Annotated in this window: 14 protein-coding genes; 8 read left to right on the forward strand and 6 right to left on the reverse strand. The window is 44.3% G+C overall.

Annotated features, from left to right (window positions below):
• Nucleotides 1–8 precede the first annotated feature (8 nt).
• The gene (locus AYW76_RS07985; RefSeq protein ID WP_067218255.1) at nucleotides 9–797 is read right to left on the reverse strand and encodes a formate dehydrogenase accessory sulfurtransferase FdhD; all 789 of its coding nucleotides are present in this window, start codon (nucleotides 795–797) and stop codon (nucleotides 9–11) included.
• Nucleotides 798–1,193: 396 nt separating this feature from the next.
• On the opposite strand from AYW76_RS07985, the gene AYW76_RS07990 reads away from it, so the two are divergent.
• On the forward strand, nucleotides 1,194–2,570 hold the full coding sequence (locus AYW76_RS07990; protein ID WP_067218259.1) for a peptidoglycan DD-metalloendopeptidase family protein: 1,377 nt from the start codon (nucleotides 1,194–1,196) through the stop codon (nucleotides 2,568–2,570).
• An 85-nt stretch (nucleotides 2,571–2,655) separates the two neighbouring features.
• Here AYW76_RS07990 and rsgA read toward each other — a convergent pair whose 3' ends face one another.
• Complete coding sequence (gene rsgA / locus AYW76_RS07995; protein WP_067218262.1) at nucleotides 2,656–3,621, reverse strand: GTPase RsgA; 966 nt, start codon at nucleotides 3,619–3,621, stop codon at nucleotides 2,656–2,658.
• Between the two features lie 333 nt (nucleotides 3,622–3,954).
• Between rsgA and AYW76_RS08000 the strand changes: the two genes are divergently transcribed.
• Nucleotides 3,955–5,616, forward strand: a complete 1,662-nt coding sequence (locus AYW76_RS08000; protein ID WP_067218265.1) for a diacylglycerol kinase family protein — start codon at nucleotides 3,955–3,957, stop codon at nucleotides 5,614–5,616.
• Between the two features lie 17 nt (nucleotides 5,617–5,633).
• Here AYW76_RS08000 and AYW76_RS08005 read toward each other — a convergent pair whose 3' ends face one another.
• A complete protein-coding gene (locus tag AYW76_RS08005; RefSeq protein ID WP_067036544.1) occupies nucleotides 5,634–6,380 on the reverse strand; it encodes a hypothetical protein in 747 nt (248 codons plus the stop codon).
• A gap of 139 nt (nucleotides 6,381–6,519) precedes the next feature.
• Complete coding sequence (hisA, locus tag AYW76_RS08010) at nucleotides 6,520–7,284, reverse strand: phosphoribosylformimino-5-aminoimidazole carboxamide ribotide isomerase (protein WP_067218269.1); 765 nt, start codon at nucleotides 7,282–7,284, stop codon at nucleotides 6,520–6,522.
• A 129-nt stretch (nucleotides 7,285–7,413) separates the two neighbouring features.
• Between hisA and arfB the strand changes: the two genes are divergently transcribed.
• The 6 genes from arfB to AYW76_RS08040 all read left to right on the forward strand — a co-directional run bounded on the left by arfB (nucleotide 7,414) and on the right by AYW76_RS08040 (nucleotide 14,490).
• Nucleotides 7,414–7,830 carry an alternative ribosome rescue aminoacyl-tRNA hydrolase ArfB gene (gene arfB, locus AYW76_RS08015; protein ID WP_067218273.1) on the forward strand — a complete coding sequence of 139 codons (417 nt, stop codon included), beginning with the start codon at nucleotides 7,414–7,416 and terminating at the stop codon, nucleotides 7,828–7,830.
• A gap of 387 nt (nucleotides 7,831–8,217) precedes the next feature.
• Nucleotides 8,218–9,795 carry a cytochrome ubiquinol oxidase subunit I gene (locus AYW76_RS08020; RefSeq protein ID WP_067218276.1) on the forward strand — a complete coding sequence of 526 codons (1,578 nt, stop codon included), beginning with the start codon at nucleotides 8,218–8,220 and terminating at the stop codon, nucleotides 9,793–9,795.
• Nucleotide 9,796: 1 nt separating this feature from the next.
• Nucleotides 9,797–10,933, forward strand: coding sequence for a cytochrome d ubiquinol oxidase subunit II (gene cydB / locus AYW76_RS08025; protein ID WP_067036557.1), 1,137 nt, complete (start codon nucleotides 9,797–9,799; stop codon nucleotides 10,931–10,933).
• 45 nt (nucleotides 10,934–10,978) lie between these two features.
• On the forward strand, nucleotides 10,979–11,095 hold the full coding sequence (gene cydX, locus AYW76_RS08030; RefSeq protein WP_067036560.1) for a cytochrome bd-I oxidase subunit CydX: 117 nt from the start codon (nucleotides 10,979–10,981) through the stop codon (nucleotides 11,093–11,095).
• Nucleotides 11,096–11,138: 43 nt separating this feature from the next.
• On the forward strand, nucleotides 11,139–12,836 hold the full coding sequence (gene cydD, locus AYW76_RS08035) for a thiol reductant ABC exporter subunit CydD (protein ID WP_067036563.1): 1,698 nt from the start codon (nucleotides 11,139–11,141) through the stop codon (nucleotides 12,834–12,836).
• Nucleotides 12,823–14,490: an amino acid ABC transporter ATP-binding/permease protein gene (locus AYW76_RS08040; RefSeq protein WP_067218279.1), complete on the forward strand. Its 1,668-nt coding sequence runs from the start codon at nucleotides 12,823–12,825 to the stop codon at nucleotides 14,488–14,490. Before cydD ends, AYW76_RS08040 begins: the two co-directional genes overlap by 14 nt.
• 57 nt (nucleotides 14,491–14,547) lie before the next feature.
• Here AYW76_RS08040 and AYW76_RS08045 read toward each other — a convergent pair whose 3' ends face one another.
• Nucleotides 14,548–14,811 carry a YdcH family protein gene (locus tag AYW76_RS08045; protein WP_067036566.1) on the reverse strand — a complete coding sequence of 88 codons (264 nt, stop codon included), beginning with the start codon at nucleotides 14,809–14,811 and terminating at the stop codon, nucleotides 14,548–14,550.
• A gap of 140 nt (nucleotides 14,812–14,951) precedes the next feature.
• On the reverse strand, nucleotides 14,952–18,317 hold the full coding sequence (locus AYW76_RS08050) for a DUF748 domain-containing protein (RefSeq protein WP_067218282.1): 3,366 nt from the start codon (nucleotides 18,315–18,317) through the stop codon (nucleotides 14,952–14,954).
• Between the last annotated feature and the right edge of the window lie 98 nt (nucleotides 18,318–18,415).

Below are 18,415 nucleotides of genomic sequence, written 5' to 3' on the forward strand. Positions count from 1 at the left end.
TGTCGCTTTTAATTGTAATGACGTGGCGCAGCGCGTCTGGGGATGTGTATCAAATGTAAGCCGTATTGCTTTGCTTGGGCGACGGCTAGAGTGCTGGGTGAGGCAAGGTGACCTAGGCTGGCAACTTGGCCTCGTACTGCTTTTAGAATTAATTCAGTACTGCAGCGACTGCTCATTAAAATATGGCAGCCTTTTAAGTTACTGGACGTGCTGAGCGCTTTTCCGATGAGCTTATCTAGTGCATTGTGGCGCCCGATATCTTCCGCAAAGTATAAAAACGTGCCTTGCGGGTCCATTAGCATGGCTCCGTGAATCGCGCCTGAAATCCCGCCCACAAGCTGATGGTTTGAGAACTGCTCTTTTGCGGTATTCCACTGCTCGTCAGTTAATGTGGGGGCAGGGCTGAGAGGCGCTAAACATGGAAAGCTTTGTTCTATGGCTTCGATGCCACACAAACCACAGCCACTAGCGCCTTTGCGTTGACGCATAATGCTTGATGAGCGGTGCTGCGCTCGTCCTGTCAGTTTCAGGTTGGCCGTTATGTGGGTGGGTACACCTTCTTGTTGACCGCTATCTGTTTCGATGTCGATGTCTAAGATTTCATTGGTATGTTCGATTAAACCTTCTGAATGCGCAAAACCAATGACAAAGGCTTCAATATCGACGGGCGTTATTAAGATGACGGCATAATTTAGGTCATTGACGCTGATGGCAATCGGTACTTCTTCGACTAAATCTATTTGATGTTGACCTAGTTCATTCGTGTAATGTAATTGCTGTGTACCACTTTTGTTCATAATGCCTTCAATGCCTTAAACCGATGGAAACGACCTGTGCCCAATTTAACGTAAATAAACAGGTTATGACATGTCTGTTTCAGACAGTCAGCTGACTTTTGTTGCATAAATGATGATGTTATATCGTGATTTTTCTAGCCTTACTCCGTTCTTATGGTCTGCTGTAGAAGAAGATTGAGGTAAGGAGGCGCCTATTTAACTTACTGACTGTGTATCAAGATACTGTAATAGATAGGTTTTCGTAAGATTGTATTACGCCAGAGACTGTCATTTTTTTTTAGACTCAGGCAAGATGTCACAGACCTTTAACAACTACTGATAGAATGCCTGTATTTTTAGGCATTTTATATATTAAGACGGCAGCAGAGAGCTGCCACGGAAAGAAGTTTACTCTCTATGGTTCAACCGAAAAGGAAACCCCGCTGGCTGCCAAGTGGCCCTCGCTTATGGGCACTGGTCTTGGTATCAGTCTTTGTCTTGCTTTTGATGATTTATGAGGCCATGGTCGAGGATGACCAACGCGCTGAAAATTATGATGCCTTACCTAATAGTCGCATCTCGTTAGCGCCGATAAAAACACAAACGCCGAATGCTCCGCCGCCGCCATCCTTAGATTCTTTGGCTCCGCCTGAGTCTATTGGTGTACGTCAGAATGAAGATCAGACCGTTGTAGATCAAGTGACTCAGTCACTTCCTAAACCGCGTCTTGTAGAACATATAATCAAGTCTGGAGACACGCTAGAAGGGATTTTTCAGCGCTATGGATTTACCATTGGTACGCTTTACGATGTTTTAGAAGCGGATCAAGAATATTTGGTATTAGAGCCCCTTCAAGTAGGGGACCGCTTACGGTTTCAGACAAATGATCAAGATCAGTTAGTTCGAATCTCCCGTCGTATCGACCCGAGCCGAACCATTGCTTATGTAAAACATGAAAATGGTGGCTTTGTTTACAAGGAAGAGCGCAAGCCAATCACTTGGAGTCAGTTTGCCAAGCATGGCAATGTTGAAGGTACGTTTTATGTGTCCGCTAAACGTGCCGGCCTCTCTGATGCTAACATTATGATCATCAGTGATTTGCTCAAAAATCGCTTAGATTTTCGTCGAGATATTCGTGCAGGTGATCCGTTTGATGTGGTGCTGAAGCAAGGTGACGTTGACGGTGAAGAAGTTGGTAGTGAGCAGGTTGAAGCCGTTCGTATCAAGGTTCGTGGTCAATATTATCAAGCCTTCTTAAATAGCTCTGACGGACGTTTTTATGATGAAGAGGGCAATAGTCTAACGTCAGCCTTACGACGTTGGCCAACAGCAGTGAAGTACCGGATCAGCTCTGGCTTTAACCCGAATCGTAAGCATCCAGTAACAGGGCGCGCGTCGCCTCATAATGGTACTGATTTAGCGACACCAAGTGGTACTAAGGTGTTAGCGACTGGAGATGGCATAGTGACTCGAACAGCAAATCATCGTTATGCGGGTCGTTATATCGACATAGACAATATCGGTAAATACAGCACGCGTTTTTTACATTTGAGTAAGATATTAGTGCGTAAAGGGCAACGTGTTAAGCGCGGACAAGTCATCGCTTTATCTGGCTCGACAGGGCGAGTTACTGGACCACATTTACATTATGAACTGCATGTAAATAAACGCCCGGTTAACCCAATGCGGGCTAAAATCCCAACGATGCAAGCTATTCCAAAAGATGAGCGAGCGGAGTTCAATAAAGCAATCGCTTCTTGGACAGAGATGATGGACGCGAAAGATCTTTTGTAGTAACAGCTTTAGAATCAAAAAAAACCGGCTTCGAAATGAAGCCGGTTTTTTTATGGTAAGCAGCCACAGTGAATCTGAGTTTACTTTAGTCCGCTAGGCTATGCTTTCTAGCTCGGGCGTCAGAGTGAGCATGACGCTGAGTTTTCTGCTTAGTCGTTACTTCATCTGTGTAGGAGAACGTGGCGCGCTTATAAGCCTTTACTCGATACTCTTCTAAGTTGCCTTGCTCGACCGCTTGCAATATCGCGCAGCCAGGCTCATTCGTATGAGTGCAATCATTAAAGCGGCACTTCTCAGCGATCTTAGCTACCAGTTCAAAATCAGACTCTGCACTCATTGCCGCATTGGCTTGCAATTCACGTAGTGCTGGCGAGTCAAGTAATACCGCACCATTCGGCAGTCTGAAGAGCGATTCTTGCGGCTCAGAAAACTGAGTTTCAGGCTCATCAAGATCAACTAGGCTTCGGACTAGACGTGATTTACCTGCGCCAGGCGCGCCTAAAATCGCAATCGTTTTACCTGGCTTGAAAAAACCTTTCAGAGCGTCTAATGGCTCTGCTGATTTTGTATTGACGGTTTCAATCATGAGAAGTGGATTCAATCGTTGAACCAGGTCGCGCTTTTCATCAACAGAGTCACACAAATCTGCTTTGGTAAGTACCACAATGGCATCTGCTTCGGCATCATGAACTAAGTCGTAATAGCGCTTAATTAAATCCAAATTAAACGTGTCGTCTAAGGCACTGACGATTAATACAGTGTCGACGTTAGAGGCGATTAAATGTTCGCCTTGATTGAACAGGGCGCTGCGGTCGAGCTTGCGAACAAAGTGGTTTTCCTTGTTTACAACAACCCAGTCACCAATGGTCATTTCTGGTTGGTGTGATTGTTTGGTCAAGGTAAGCAGTCCACATTCGGACAGCAATTTGTATTGCGAGGGTTCCACTTGGCAAACACGTGCAATGTTATGTGTTTCAAGGTCATCCAATGACAATTGCTGTTGGAAGTAGGTTTGCCATCCTAGATCAAACATTGAGATCGATGCATCCATTAAGATAACTCCAGGCGCAAAAGCACCAACGTACAAAATAAAGAAAAGCCACTAGAATGCAAAAAGTCGCTTTTCCCGTGAGCAATTGGCTATGGTTATAGATAGTGCAGTAACAAACAGCCAACAAATTCGAGATTAGCACAGTGTTTGACCAGTACAAATGTATTTTTAGTGTTTTTAACGCTTTCTAAGTGTGCAATCTCAAGGATAAAAATGGGCATATCTTCTGCATAGATTTACCTATTAAGGCGTAACCGTTAATGTAACTTAAGGGAGCATCAAAAAAAGCGTGATAAACAAGCATTTAGGTTTATGTGGGTAGGGAGAATAAATATGTTGTTACAAACAAATGTCTATTTGTTGTTGGCGCTCGGTTTTGTCGTGTTAAGTGCTACGACAGCAGATTTGTACTTTCGTAGCGCATGGGTATGGGCAGCGTTGTCGTTTTTTGTCGTAAGCTTAGCGTACATTTTGAACAAGCCAACGATATTTCGAAAGCGTGCAAACGGTACGATACCTATGGCCATACGATGGACATTATGGCCATTTTTGTGGGCAACACAGTTATACAATGCTATTGCTCGAAGCCAAGATAAAGTGCCTGCGATTCAAGAAATTGAGCCTGGTCTATTCCTCGCCCGTCGCTTATTTCCTTCCGATATTCACTTTTTAAAAAGTAATGATATTTGCGCGGTGCTTGACGTAACAGCGGAATTCGATTCATTGAATTGGACGTTATTAGGGGAAGACATTGATTATTTAAATGTGCCCATTCTTGATCACTCAGTCCCTACTGAAATTCAGGTAAAGCGAGCGCTTAACTGGATTCATACGCACCGAAAGGACGGCCGCAGTGTGGTTGTGCATTGTGCATTAGGTCGAGGTCGCTCCGTTTTCATGTTAGTGGCTTATTTATTAAGTCAACATCCCGATAAAACCCCAGCGGCTATCATTAAACACATTAAAGGCATCCGTCCAAGTGCTCATTTGAACAAACGCCAACTCCATGTCATTACTAAGATGCACCACCAGAAGCAGCTAGTGGTTCGTAACAGTGCTTGGTTGATTGCCAATCCTGTTGCTGGTACGCGTCAATGGCAGGAGAGTAAAGATCAAATTCTCGAACTTCTTTCTCCGTACTATGACCTAACCATTCGAACCACTTCAAAAGAGCACAACGGCAGTTACTGGGCACAGAAAGCCGTAGTGAATAAACCTGATTTAGTCATCGCTTGTGGCGGAGATGGCACTGTGGCCGAAGTCGCGCAAGAATTGGTGAATACTCCTGTAAAGCTCGGGATCATTCCATTGGGTACCGCTAATGCGCTTAGTTACGCGTTATGTGGTGTTGGGGTCAAATTAAACCCAGTTAATACAGCTTGCTTAGCGATAATTGAAGGCATTGAAAGCCGAATTGATACGGCTCGTTGTAACGACGAGGTGATGCTCATGCTGTGTGGGGTTGGTTTCGAGCAACAAATGATTGAAAAAGCCGACCGAGAAAAAAAGAACAGCAGCGGGCAGTTTGCGTATCTGCAAGGCCTGTCTGAAGCGGTGGGAGATAATAAAAGTACAAAATATCAGCTACAGTTGGATGATCAACCAGTGATAACGGTGGATACCCCCAGTTTGACCATTGCCAATGCCGCGCCGATTACTACTTTACTAGCACAAGGTCGTGGTGCGCCTGATATTACCGATGGTGTCATGGACTTAACATGGCTATCACCAGATCGACCACAGATACTCAACTTGTTAGAGTTGGTAGGGCATGGATTGACCAGTCGACTGGAAGATCACGATTACGAAGGAATTCATCATGATACGGCTTATCGAGTGGTGTTGACGTCTGACGAAACGATTTCATATGTATTAGACGGTGAAAATCGAGAGGCGGATGAGCTTCACGTTGAAATGATTCCTAAATCATTATCTGTGATGGTCCCAGTTAAGTTGGATAAAGCTAGAAACAAAATAGAAGACCGCCAAGAGTAGCGGTCTTCTAGATCGTTTTATTGCGGGATGCGAATTTTCAGGCTGCCAACAATTTTACCGTTATTATCAACGGTTGGAGCATCGAACTCTAGCTCATATATACTGCGATTTGGACCAAATGTACCGATCAATTTATCATTAATAATAATCTGATAAGTCTCCGTAAAGGTCATATTTAAAGGCTCAGATGTTGAGTTTTCCATTAGGAAATTTTCCTTTAAACGAACCACCCTGGATTCTCCTCGAATCCAGTTGCCAACAAGAGGCTGGGCATTGAATGAAGTCGGTTCTGTTACTTCAAGATTAGACAAGTGAACTTGCAGTAAATCACCTTTACTTGGTGACTCACGGCGTTGTTCAACACGTTTATCAAGCTCGACAATCTGACTAGTCAGATTATTCGTATAAGACGATAGCTCAGCGACTTTACTTTTTAGCATCGCTACATCATCCGTTGAAGGAATAGAAAGGCTTGTTTCATTCAATGGATGACCAAGACGCGTTTCCAGTTCTTGGATGTTTTGCATGGCTAATGTCTGTAATGACTTATATTTGGCCAGCAATTCCTCTTTTGATAACTGGGTCGTCTCAAGTGCTTTCGTGACAACCGGCTCGGTTACATCTTCTGCATCGTTAACGTTTTGCGAACTGTCAATGGTATCCGGTTCGCTAGGTAATGAGGCAGAGGAGGTGGGTTTTGTCGGTAAGGAACACGCGGCTAACAAAAGCGGAAGAAGTACAAAACCTGTACGTAAGATCCTCATGGTTGAAATGATTCCTAGTGATGAAAATGGGGATAGTTATAGTTAACAAGTATGCGGTAATGGGGGAGTGATGTCGAGTGACGAGAGGCCTAACAAGTCGAGGTAAGCGTAAAGTTTCCTCGACTTTTGCGAAGATGGCTTATTGTTGCGAATTCCACTGGATGCAATCGTCCAGTGTAATGCCTTTTCCACCAAATATATCCAATGCGCTACCAATGGTGAGATCGACTTCACCCTTCGATAATGCATGTACACGTTTGAGGTCTTCAAGAGAGCGTGCGCCGCCAGCGTAGGTGACGTCAATAGGGCAGCCTTGACCGAGTAGTGTGACGAGATCTTCGTCAATACCAGCTTGAAGCCCTTCGACGTCTGCTGCATGAATCAGGAACTCATCACAGTGATTCGCTAATTCAATAAGGTTTTCAAGGTTCACTTCCGTTGAAGTAATGGTCTGCCAGCGATCCGTGGCGATAAACCAACTGTTATCAACACGACGACAACTTAAATCTAGAACCAAGCGTTCAGTCCCTGTTTCACGTTTGATTTGATCTAAACGATCCCATGAGAATTCCCCATCTTCAAATAGGTAAGATGTCACGATCACATGAGACGCACCAGCTTTGAGATACTCCGCCGCGTTTCGTACAGTAACACCGCCGCCATACTGTAAACCATTAGGGTAGGCGCGTAAGGCGCTTAGCGCTTCTAGCTTATTCAGTTTGTCTTTACCCAGCGCAATCACATGACCACCTTTAATTTGGTGTTCACGATAAAGATTAGCGTAATACGCGGCATCGTATTCGCTAATAAAGTTCTCTTTAGCGCCAGTATCATTCAAGCTACCGCCTACAATTTGTTTCACTTTGCCTTGGTGTAGGTCGATACACGGACGGAATAGTGTCACTGATGACTCCAGTTTTTAATCAAAAGGGGGCTGATTGTAACGAACTTGTCAAAAGATGCGAAGTAGCAATATGCAATCGACATGTCCTGTTACAATTGTTGCGAATGATTAACCAGCACGAGTCAATGTATGCCTTTAACAATATCCAATACGATTGAAATTCCGGATCATGAAATAGAAATGACCGCCATTCGAGCACAAGGGGCGGGAGGACAAAACGTTAACAAAGTGTCCAGTGCTATCCATTTACGCTTTGATATTGTCAGCTCATCTTTGCCTGACCGGATAAAAGAGCCTCTATTGGCAATGAAAGACAGCCGAATTTCGAAAGATGGCGTTCTGGTAATTAAAGCTCAGCAATTTCGTACTCAAGAAGCCAACCGAGAAGATGCTCTAGCGCGTTTATTAGAATTAATCGACCAAGTCAAAACCCCCGCCAAAGTGCGTCGACCAACCAAACCCACTAGAAGCTCACAACGTAAGCGTATGGATGGCAAAAAACAGCGCGGACAGCTTAAAAATCAACGTCAGCAAAAGTGGGATTAGCGTATTCATTGCCGTAGGTTATATGAAATAACTGTAAATTCGAAATAGATATAAGCTTATTACTTTTTGCGTTGACTCTGTTGTATAAAGAGAATCTAATATGCCCGTGCGATGCATTATGGGCGTTATACAGCTTTGTGTTGAAAGGCGATAAGCGATCTTTGATTAAAGTAAGGATTGTGTAAGTTTAATATGAGTGAAGCTATTAGTATCATTTATTGATCTATCGCAATGACCCATAAGCAGCGCTAATCGATAATTCACGTGTATGCCAACCATACATATTGTGAATGATTGGCATTTGTTGGCGACCGAACAAAATAAGAGCATGGACAGTGCCTAGGAAAAAAAGCCGCCGTTCTATTACGTTAGACATGGGTTAAGATCATGATTAATGAAGCAGTTGTAGAGCTCTCGCGATTACAGTTTGCGCTAACGGCTATGTACCACTTTTTGTTTGTACCTCTGACCCTCGGCCTCTCTTTTTTACTCGCAATTATGGAATCTGTGTATGTCATTACTGGCAAACAGGTTTACAAAGATATGGTGCGCTTTTGGGGTAAATTGTTTGGTATCAACTTTGCTCTAGGTGTGACTACCGGTTTGACGATGGAGTTCCAATTCGGGACTAACTGGTCGTACTTCTCGCACTATGTCGGCGATATCTTCGGTGCGCCATTGGCGATTGAAGGCTTAATGGCCTTTTTCCTTGAATCAACCTTGGTTGGTTTGTTCTTCTTCGGTTGGGATCGTCTAAGCAAAGTGAAGCACTTGATGGTGACTTGGCTGGTAGCTTTAGGTTCAAACTTATCGGCGCTGTGGATTTTGATTGCCAACGGTTGGATGCAAAATCCAGTTGGTTCAGAATTCAATTATCAGACAATGCGTATGGAGTTGGTAGATTTTGGCGCGCTACTGATGAATCCCGTCGCTCAAGTAAAATTCGTACACACGGTTTCTGCAGGCTACGTGACCGGTGCGATCTTCGTTTTAGTTATATCGAGTTACTACCTACTTAAAAACCGTGATCTAGCGTTTGCACGTCGCTCTTTTGCGATTGCATCAGCATTTGGCCTAGCTGCAACCTTGAGCGTCATTCTATTAGGTGATGAATCAGGTTACGAGTTGGGTGAGGTTCAACGTGTGAAACTGGCTGCCGTTGAAGCTGAGTGGGAAACACATGAAGCGCCTGCACCATTTACTGTTATTGGTTTTCCTAACCAAGAATTAGAAGTCACTGAATATGCACTTCAGATTCCAGGTCTTATGGGCTTGATTGCTACACGCTCTTTAGACGAAGAGGTCATTGGTCTTAAAGAACTTAAAGAGTACCACCGTCAGCGTATCATCAATGGTATATACGCCAATCAGTTATTAGCGCAACTGCGTCAAGGAAACGAAGATCCGTTAGTAAAAGAAAACTTTGATAAAGTGAAAGATGATTTGGGTTATGGATTACTCGTGACGGCTTTTGCAGACGACATTAATAATGTTACCGAAGAGCAGCTACAAATGGCGGTTGATTATTCAATCCCGAAAGTTGCGCCTTTATTTTTCGCGTTCCGTCTAATGGTGGCATCGGGCGTGTTGATGCTCTTGGTGTTTGCGGTGGCATTTTATCAAAATGCTCGTCGTCGCATCGGCCAGAGCCGTACCTTCTTAAAGCTGGTCATGTTGTCGTTACCACTGCCTTGGATTGGCGTGGAGACCGGATGGTTTGTTGCAGAGTATGGTCGTCAGCCATGGGCGATTGGTGAAATTCTTCCTGTTCATGTGGCGGTGTCTGATCTTACAACGGGTCAAATTTGGCTCTCAATGGGATTGATGACAGCACTTTATACTGTGTTCTTGATCGCTGAAATGTATCTAATGATTCGTTTTGCGAAACAGGGCCCATCGAGTCTACATACTGGCCGTTATGCGCTAGAAAAAGAAACAGACCAGCTTAAAGCGCGGGAGGTGTAAGATGGATTACGAATTTTTAAAAGTCATCTGGTGGGTGTTAGTGGGGGTTCTGCTAATCGGCTTCGCGATTACTGACGGCTTTGATATGGGTGTCGGTAGCTTGTTGAACGTTATAACCAAAGACGATTCTGAACGCCGTATCATGATCAATTCCATTGCGCCTCATTGGGATGGTAACCAAGTGTGGTTTATCACGGCGGGCGGTGCGTTATTCGCGGCTTGGCCTGTGGTTTATGCCACATCGTTCTCAGGCTTTTATATGGCGATGATCTTGACGCTGGCTGCGTTGTTCTTTCGTCCGATCGGGTTCGATTACCGCTCTAAGTTAGAAGGCACTAAGTGGCGTAAAAACTGGGATTGGTGCATCGGCTTTGGTTCAGCTGTGCCGCCTATTATTTTCGGTGTGGCGTTTGGTAATCTGTTGCAAGGTGTGCCGTTCCAGTTTGATGAATATCTTCGAGTGTCGTACACAGGTTCTTTCTTTGCTTTACTGAACCCATTTGCAATCTTGTGTGGTTTGGTGAGTTTGCTTATGTTGGCAACACAAGGTGGCGCATGGTTACTTATGAAGACAGACGGCCATCTGTACGAAAGAGTTCGTAAGTCAACGTTTATTACCGGCGCTTTGACCGCTGTGTTATTCGGTCTGGCGGGCATTTGGTTAGCATTTGGTATTGATGGCTACGTGATTACTAGTGAATTCGATGGCAATTCAGTTATGACACCTCTGATGAAAACAGCAGAGCTACAAAGTGGTGCGTGGCTAGCGAATTACAGTGCTGTGCCATGGTTGATCTTGGCTCCTGTGATCGGTCTAGGTGGTATGTTGTTAGCCGGCATAATGGGGGCCGCTGGACGTGGTGGCTTAGCTTTCCTTCTGTCTTCATTAGGTATCGCTGGCATTATTATGACAGCGGGCGGTTCAATGTTCCCATTCTTAATGCCGTCTTCGACATTCCCGAGTATGAGTTTGACTATGTGGGATGCTACATCAAGTGAAACGACGCTGATGATCATGTTTGTCGTGGCGTGTATTTTTGTACCGATTGTATTGTCCTACACCGTATGGAGTTACTTTGTGATGTTTGGTCGATTGACTAAAGAGCACATCGCTAAAAACTCGCATTCACTTTACTAAGATTGAAGCGGGGCAGGGTAACCTGCCCCGCTATAAGGAGTCACTATGTGGTATTTTGCATGGGTATTAGGCGTGCTATTAGCATGTTCATTCGGCATTATTAATGCGGTTTGGTTAGAGTTTTATGGCTACGATGGCGAGTCTCCTGAGGACTCACAATAAGTTTTTAATAAAAGGGTACATTGCCTTTTAGTAAGGTTTAAACATGCGAACACGGGTTAAGTCATCAGAGCAGCAATTTCTATTTGATCTGCAACAGCAGCAAAGAAAGCGCTTTCAAATGGTGAAATGGTTAGGTGTCTTAATCGCTTTTTCCATTGTTATACAAGCTTTAGGGCTGGCAAAGGTATTCGCTGAACTGGTGCTTGAGGGGAGTTTTCCCCTCAATGCTGCTTTGCTAGCAGGTGCTGCCTTTCTTTTCAAAACGGTTTTGCAGTATGTGCGCGAGCAAATTTGTGCCACCGCAAGCCGAACCATTCGTTTTTCCTTACGAAAACGTGTGGTGGAACATCTTACGCATCTTGGTCCGAATCGTTTACAGATCGATGAAGATGCCGGCCTTTCTACCAGAGTATATGAGCAGATTGATGCACTTGACGATTATTTCAGTCGTTATGTGCCACAAGTTTTTCTGGTGCTTTTCATACCATTGACAATTTTAATTGCCGTCATTCCTGTTTCTTGGATCGCCTTTTTCATTTTTGCTTTGACCGCACCGCTGGTCGTTTTTTTTATGGTGATGGTTGGGCATAAAGCCGCCAATGCGAATCGTAAGCAGTTTACAGTACTATCATTGTTGTCGAATCAGTTTATGGATTTAAACCAAGGAATGGCCGAGCTTAAACGGTTAGGTCAAACCGATCGTGCTCGCGAACGTTTGTCTTTGACCGCGAGTGAGTACCAAAAAACAACTATGGGGGTTCTTCGTTTGGCCTTCCTTTCAACGGGTACCTTGGAGTTGTTCTCGTCGGTGGCCATTGCCATGGTCGCCCTGTATTTGGGGTTGGGGTTATTAGAGCAATTGCCTTGGCAAGTGGGCATTGCGCCAGTAAGTTTATTTGCCGCCTTTTATCTGTTGCTGCTGGCACCAGAGTTCTACTTACCGTTACGCCAGCTAGGCAGTGACTATCATGCTAAGCAAAAGGCAGAAGCGGCCGCGACCGATCTACAAGAAATTTTTGCTGCTGAACCGTCTGACTTTATGGCTACATCGTCTTCCAAGCTGCCTGATAAAAAGGGAAATGGTGCGCTGATTGAATTCGAGAACGTCAGTTGGTCTACCTCTGGCCGAGTGCGGCTTGCTGATTTATCTGCGTCCATTTCACAAGGTGAACGTGTCTGGTTGAGAGGGGCGTCGGGTGCAGGAAAGTCCAGTCTAATGTCAATCTTATTAGGCTTTGATCAGAAATTTGATGGGCGACTTTTGATCAAAGGTCAGTTGTTAAGTTCATCAATGCTTGATGAATGGCGACGCCGCTTAGCGTGGTTGCCACAAACGCCTGAATGGATACAAGGTACGATTCGTCAAAACCTAGAGCTTGGTCTTGGGAAGTGTCATGATGCAGACCTGCGTAACGCACTAATCAAAGCACAGTGCTGGGACTTTGTCGGTGGTTTGCGTTTTGGTTGGGATACGCCAATTCATGAAGCGGGTACTGGGCTATCTGGTGGGCAAATGCAGCGCTTATCCATTGCTCGGGCTCTGCTCAGTCAAGCCGATGTGTGGCTGCTGGATGAGCCATGTTCTGGCTTGGATTCAGATACGGCAGAGCAAGTGCTGAATACGTTGGATGAAGTCAGCTTTGGTAAAACCGTTTTAATTATTAGTCACGATACGCATCCTGTTAGTTGGGCTGACCAAAAATGGCTGATGAAGGAGGATGGAGTGTATGTCGAAGCGTAATCCCCAATTACTTACGTTTAAATCGTTATTACTGGATAACCCGTTTGGTTTATTAGTCGCCCTGCTGATTGGTATTGTCGGCAGTTTGGCCGCAGTGGCTCTATTGGGTGTTTCCGGTTGGTTCTTATCAGCGGCTGGGCTCGCCAGTGCAATGGGCACCGCATTAACGTTTAACTATTTCACACCGGGCGCTTTGGTGCGCCTAATGGCTATCCTTCGAACTGCTGGTCGATACGGTGAACAAGTATTCTCTCACGATCATTTATTAGGTCTACTACGTAGTTTGCGATTATGGGTTTGGGATCAGCGTGTTAATACACCGTTAAATCAGGTTCACCGCCAAACGAAAGGCGACTTGTTACAGCGCTTAGTTGGCGATTTGGATCAGATCATAAAGTGGCCATTGGCTGTGGTTATGCCATGGGGTTATGGTTTGTTGGGTTGTGTTGCTCTGCTGGCTTTAGGCGCGTGGGTCGAAGCATCCCTAGTGTGGCCAATTATCATTTATAGTGCTATGCAGTTGCTTTGTCTACCTTGGTTTGCGAACCGTTTAGCGATGTCATCAGTTTACAGAATGCAGGCGTTGTCTGTGCACCGTCGTAGCCGTTTTATGTCGGTGTTTTCAGCGTTGATTACCTTGACCATCCGTGGCCATTGGCAACATTACAGTGAGCGATTAACGCTACTGGATGAAAAACAGCGCAAGCTTCAAGGTCGGCTACAAGGTGTAACATCACTTATTAAGTTGCTAGGGCAAACGACAACATTTTTGTTGATTGGCGTTATGTTTGCCATGTGTCTTAGCGTTGAAAATGAAAGCCTTGTTATCACACCTACCATATCAGCGACTTGGTTGGTTGCCTTAGTATTGGCGACATTGGGAGTAAATGAGCTGATGCAACCTATTGCCAGCGCATTTCTCGCGCAAGGCCAATCTAAAGTCGGCCTGAAGCGCTTAAATCAATTGCAGCGCAGTGCATTGGAGGCAGCGGATAAGTCTAAGTCATTGCCTTCTATCGAGTCATTGATTGTTCGAAACTTTGCAGGTAGCCATAATGATGTTGCATCTTCAGCCTTACCAAGCGTGAATTTTACGATAAGTGGTAATGCACAGATTAAAGTCGTTGGCGCCAGCGGTGCTGGTAAAAGTACGACGTTAGCGGCCTTGGCTGGTGATTTAAATTACCGTGGTGAGGTGATGCTTAATAGCGCAACTGTTTCGCTATTCGATAACTCATGTTGGCGAGAGAAAGTGGCCTATCTGCCCCAGCAGTCTGTTATTTTTCAACAGAGTCTACGAGCTAATTTACTACTGGGAAAGCCTGATGCGACGGAGGCTGAACTGTTCGATGTACTACAATTGCTAGGGTTGAAAGGTTGGGTAGAAGCTTTACCTAGTGGATTAGATACTTTACTCGGTGGGCAAGGACGGGATGTTTCTGGTGGGCAAGCACGACGTTTATGTTTAGCCAGAATTCTACTTAGGAAAGCGCCTATCTTAATTTTAGATGAACCCTTTGATGGATTAGACAGTGATAGCGTTAATCGAGTCTGTGGCGCGTTAGAGGGAGGGTTATACAGGCCTCAGTTTTTAATATATGTCAGTCACATTGAATCGGCGTTAGACCAAAATTCGACGCATGTGACACTGTAGACAATAAAAAGGCCTGCGTTTAAAGCAGGCCTTTTCAATGATCGAGCTAGTTAAACATTAGGCTTCAGTGATCTGCCCGTCTTTAGCCTTACGTAACATATCCGCTAAAGTATCTTTGAGCAGTAAACGGCGCTTTTTAAACTCTTCTTCTTCCAGTGTGCTAGCAAGCACAATTTCCTTTTCAATGTTTTCAATTTCATGAGTTAAGAAATGGTACTCTTCAAACAAACGACGGAAGTGCGCATCATTCAATTTTAGCTCGTGGATCTGTTCTTTAAACTCTGGTAACTCGTTTACTAAGCTGTGGTTTTCAATTGGCATTTTAAGTCTCCTTGTTTGTTCTCTTTGACTCTAGACTACGCTTCTTGACCACAAGGTAAATTGATTTTGATCAGTTCTTTGATGGTTGCTTGTTATTGTCGAGCTCTGTACAAATTTGTACAGAGCTTGCTCATTGTTCACTAAAAATTGAGTTCTACTCGAGGTTGACCTTTTTTACTGGAATCGATGTCTGGCGAGCAAAGAAAAATTCGAGACGACTTAATATCCGCGTCTACTAAATAAGCTTTTAGGCTCTCGGCTCGTTTATTGGCAAGCTTCAACAGTGCTTGCTGATCATCGTTGTCTAAAGTCTCAGGTGGTGTCTCTTCGTCCAAGTCCTTTGGTACGCCAAACCCACAGGCTCTTAGTTGTGCTCCATTTCGATCTTTCATGAGTGTGGCTAATTGATCTAAAAATGCTTGTTGTGACTCGTTAATATCACTGTCTCCATGCTCAAACTTTAAGGGCTCGACACGTAATCTAAGCGCTTGCTCACCAGCAAATTGCACTAGGGTGATTACGTTGGCATATGGAACAAAAGTTTGCATTAAATAGGAACTAGAGGCCTTATACAGTCCTTGTCGTATGGGTAAAAGGAAAAAGTTTTGCCACTGGAAACTTGGATTGGAAATGTCACCACGCATTGGTAAGTCTAAGATAATGTTGTCATCACGATTCTTTAAGGTGTCCACGGCTAAGTTCAATGGAATCACGCCTACCTTGAGTACGGCGTTACTGCTTTTTTGACCACCTAAGTCAAATTGGCGTAACACAATGTGTGTATTACCATCCAGTTCACCTTCGGTCGCTTTTAAGTCTAGGTCCATATTTAACTGACCTGAATTAATTCGGTAACCTAAAGCGTTCGCAACATAGGGGGAGACAGGGGGGAGTTCAATTTCTCGTATTTTTGCTTTGGCGGTCATTGTGAGGCGCTCAGCGGTTGGCACAATGGACACATCACTTTCTATTGTCGCGTAATTACCATTCTTAGCCTTTAATAAAATATGCGCCTTTTCACCTTTTGAGCGCGTATTTAGATTTTTTACGGTGAGTTGTTCAATATCTAACACACGACTTAAGGCAGGTGTGATGCCCTGATCAGAGAAGCTAAACTGTGAGTCAGCCGATACCTCTATAGTGTTGATAACCACATAAAAGGGCGTTTCGGCTTCTGTGCTATTTTTGCTGTTCGTTGCTTCGGCCTCAACAGGCTTGCTGTCGATGTTTGCTGTTTCATCTTTGGCTGGCTGCATCGAGCTTGGTAGTATCAAGTTTGCGACACCGCGAGATTCTGAAAGGGCGATACCTGCAATTAACTTGTCAATTTTTACACTGTCGACCTGAACACCTTGCGTTCGAAAGTCTACGTTATTAACTGATAATTTTTCAAACTTGCCAAGTGGTGGTAAGCCTGAGTCTTGCTTTGGTTCCGATGCGACGAAATTGTTGACGGTGATCGATTCGAGCATAGCCACTGGGCCATTCTTGTCAAAATCGATTTGTGAACTGCTGACTTGAATGTCTTTCCAGCTAAGCAAAGTGCCACCGTCAGGAAGCTTAGCGCTAAGCTTGCCTAAGGCTACTTGGCTATTATTGGCTTTCAGATCCGTCATTTGACCCTGATTTAACGAAACGGTTACGCCATCATTATTGATCTCTATATTGTCCAGCAAGCTTTTCATTGTGTTGTTTTGATCCACTGAAAGATTGGCCACATTCAGTGAATTTTGTTTCGCATTTAGAGCACTTTTGTCGGCAGATTGCTGCCACGAAACTTGGTTTTTAAAGCCAAAGGTATCGTATTTAAGGGTCGTTTCGGGCTGCGCGTTAGGTAAGTTGCGAAGCGTCGCATTTAACGTCTGTGAAGTAATAGCCGCGTCACTGATGACATTTAAGCTTTCATCAGATTGTTGGACCGAGGTGTTATTCAAATTAACAGCGAGTGAGCCTAGAGAGCCCGTGATGTCCTTGCTTGTAACGGTAGCTTGTTTAAGGTCGAGATCGGAACGGTCACTTTTTATGCTAATGCCTTTTTCTGATTGGCTTAATGCCATGTTCGCTAATTCGATGCCAAAGGAGGCCAGTTGAGCTTTTAAATCATTTTGTTCGAATGCAGCGTCATCCATAGAAAGGTTAAAGGTTTGCAGTGCAGCGGTTTTACTGTCTTTAGCTAAACTTACTTTAACAGGCGCTGACAGTTGGAATGCCTTTAAATTAGCTTTGCCGTTGTCTGCTAATTGTCCAGAAAGGTTGTTTGTACTGAGGTCGATTGTTCCCGCGATATCCCCAGTAGCTTCAGGTAGCGACAGTTTCGCAAGTAAGCTGGAAAGATTGGCAGATGCTTGCGCCACATTGATTTGATTATCACCGCTTTTAGCACTCGCTTTTGTCAGTGTAAGTTGGGAGTCACCTTTTTCAATGTTTAAAGTGTTTCCCTTTTTAGTCGCCACCAAATCATTTGAGAACGCTACATTATCGGCTTGTAGAGACTGTTCGCCAGACGATAACGCTAAGCCAGTAAATGTAATTCCAGTATTCGCTGCAAGTTTAAGCTCTGATGCGCTTTGCATTTCAAGTGAAACGTCGGATAAATTGGTTTCAAGAGTTGCCCATGAGGCCTTCTGATCCTTGTCAGAGAAGCTAAACTGCTTAGTATCTAACGTGACCAGAGGTGACGTAAAAGATAGTTTTGGTGCGTTGTTAAAATAATAAGTAGCGTTAGTTTGGCCTTCTAGACTGACGTCAGAAGCGGAAAATAGGCCAATATTTTGAGGTAAAAAGTGATTGATATCAGAACTGGATAATTGAATGTTGCCAATATCAATGCTGGCGTCTACTTGTTCTTTATCTGCGGAGATGTCGCCTTCAATATTAGCGATACCATCGTTAATCGTTGCTTCTAAATTAAATACCCCGCGCCAATTAAACATATCGTGTGACACCTCACTAATGCTAAGGCTGGTAATGGCAAAACGATCATCACCCGCCAAGGTGTTTAGACGAATAGAGGTATCATTGATAGATGCGTTACGGATAAAAAATGTTGGCGCAATAGGGTTGTCTTCAGAGTCTTGGTTATTTTCTGGCTCTTCTACTGGTGTACTTGCGTCGTTCGAGGCTGTAGGAATACCCGCTATAACCCAACCATTTTCAACTTGGTCTACATCCATGGAAAAACCGTCTATGGAGATATGGTTTACATTGAAAGCGCCAGTAAACAATGGCCAAAAGTCTAAGCCTATGCTCAAGTGCTTAAGGGATAAAGTTTGTTGCTCTTTAACCGTGATCGCAACATCGCTAAGAGACAGTCCAATAGGGAAAAGGTCGGGATTGATTTCAGCCGCAGTTAGGTTGGCGTCATGTTGGGATAGGTATTTGTTAGCGGCCCATTTTGTGATCGATGGAATTAAGGCCCAAGTGCTACACAAGACAACCAATGTGGCCGTTGAGATGATTAAGGTCTTCTTCTGCCATGGTTTCATGAAGGTAAACAAGTTAGTCATGAGTACTCCTTACTGATTGACTTGTGTATAGGGCTAGCCTATCTGAACGATTCTACTGGCATGCGTATCTGATCGTAAGTCTAATATTTAGCAAGCAA

It is taken from the genome of Marinomonas gallaica (assembly GCF_001639745.1).
GTDB lineage: Bacteria > Pseudomonadota > Gammaproteobacteria > Pseudomonadales > Marinomonadaceae > Marinomonas > Marinomonas gallaica.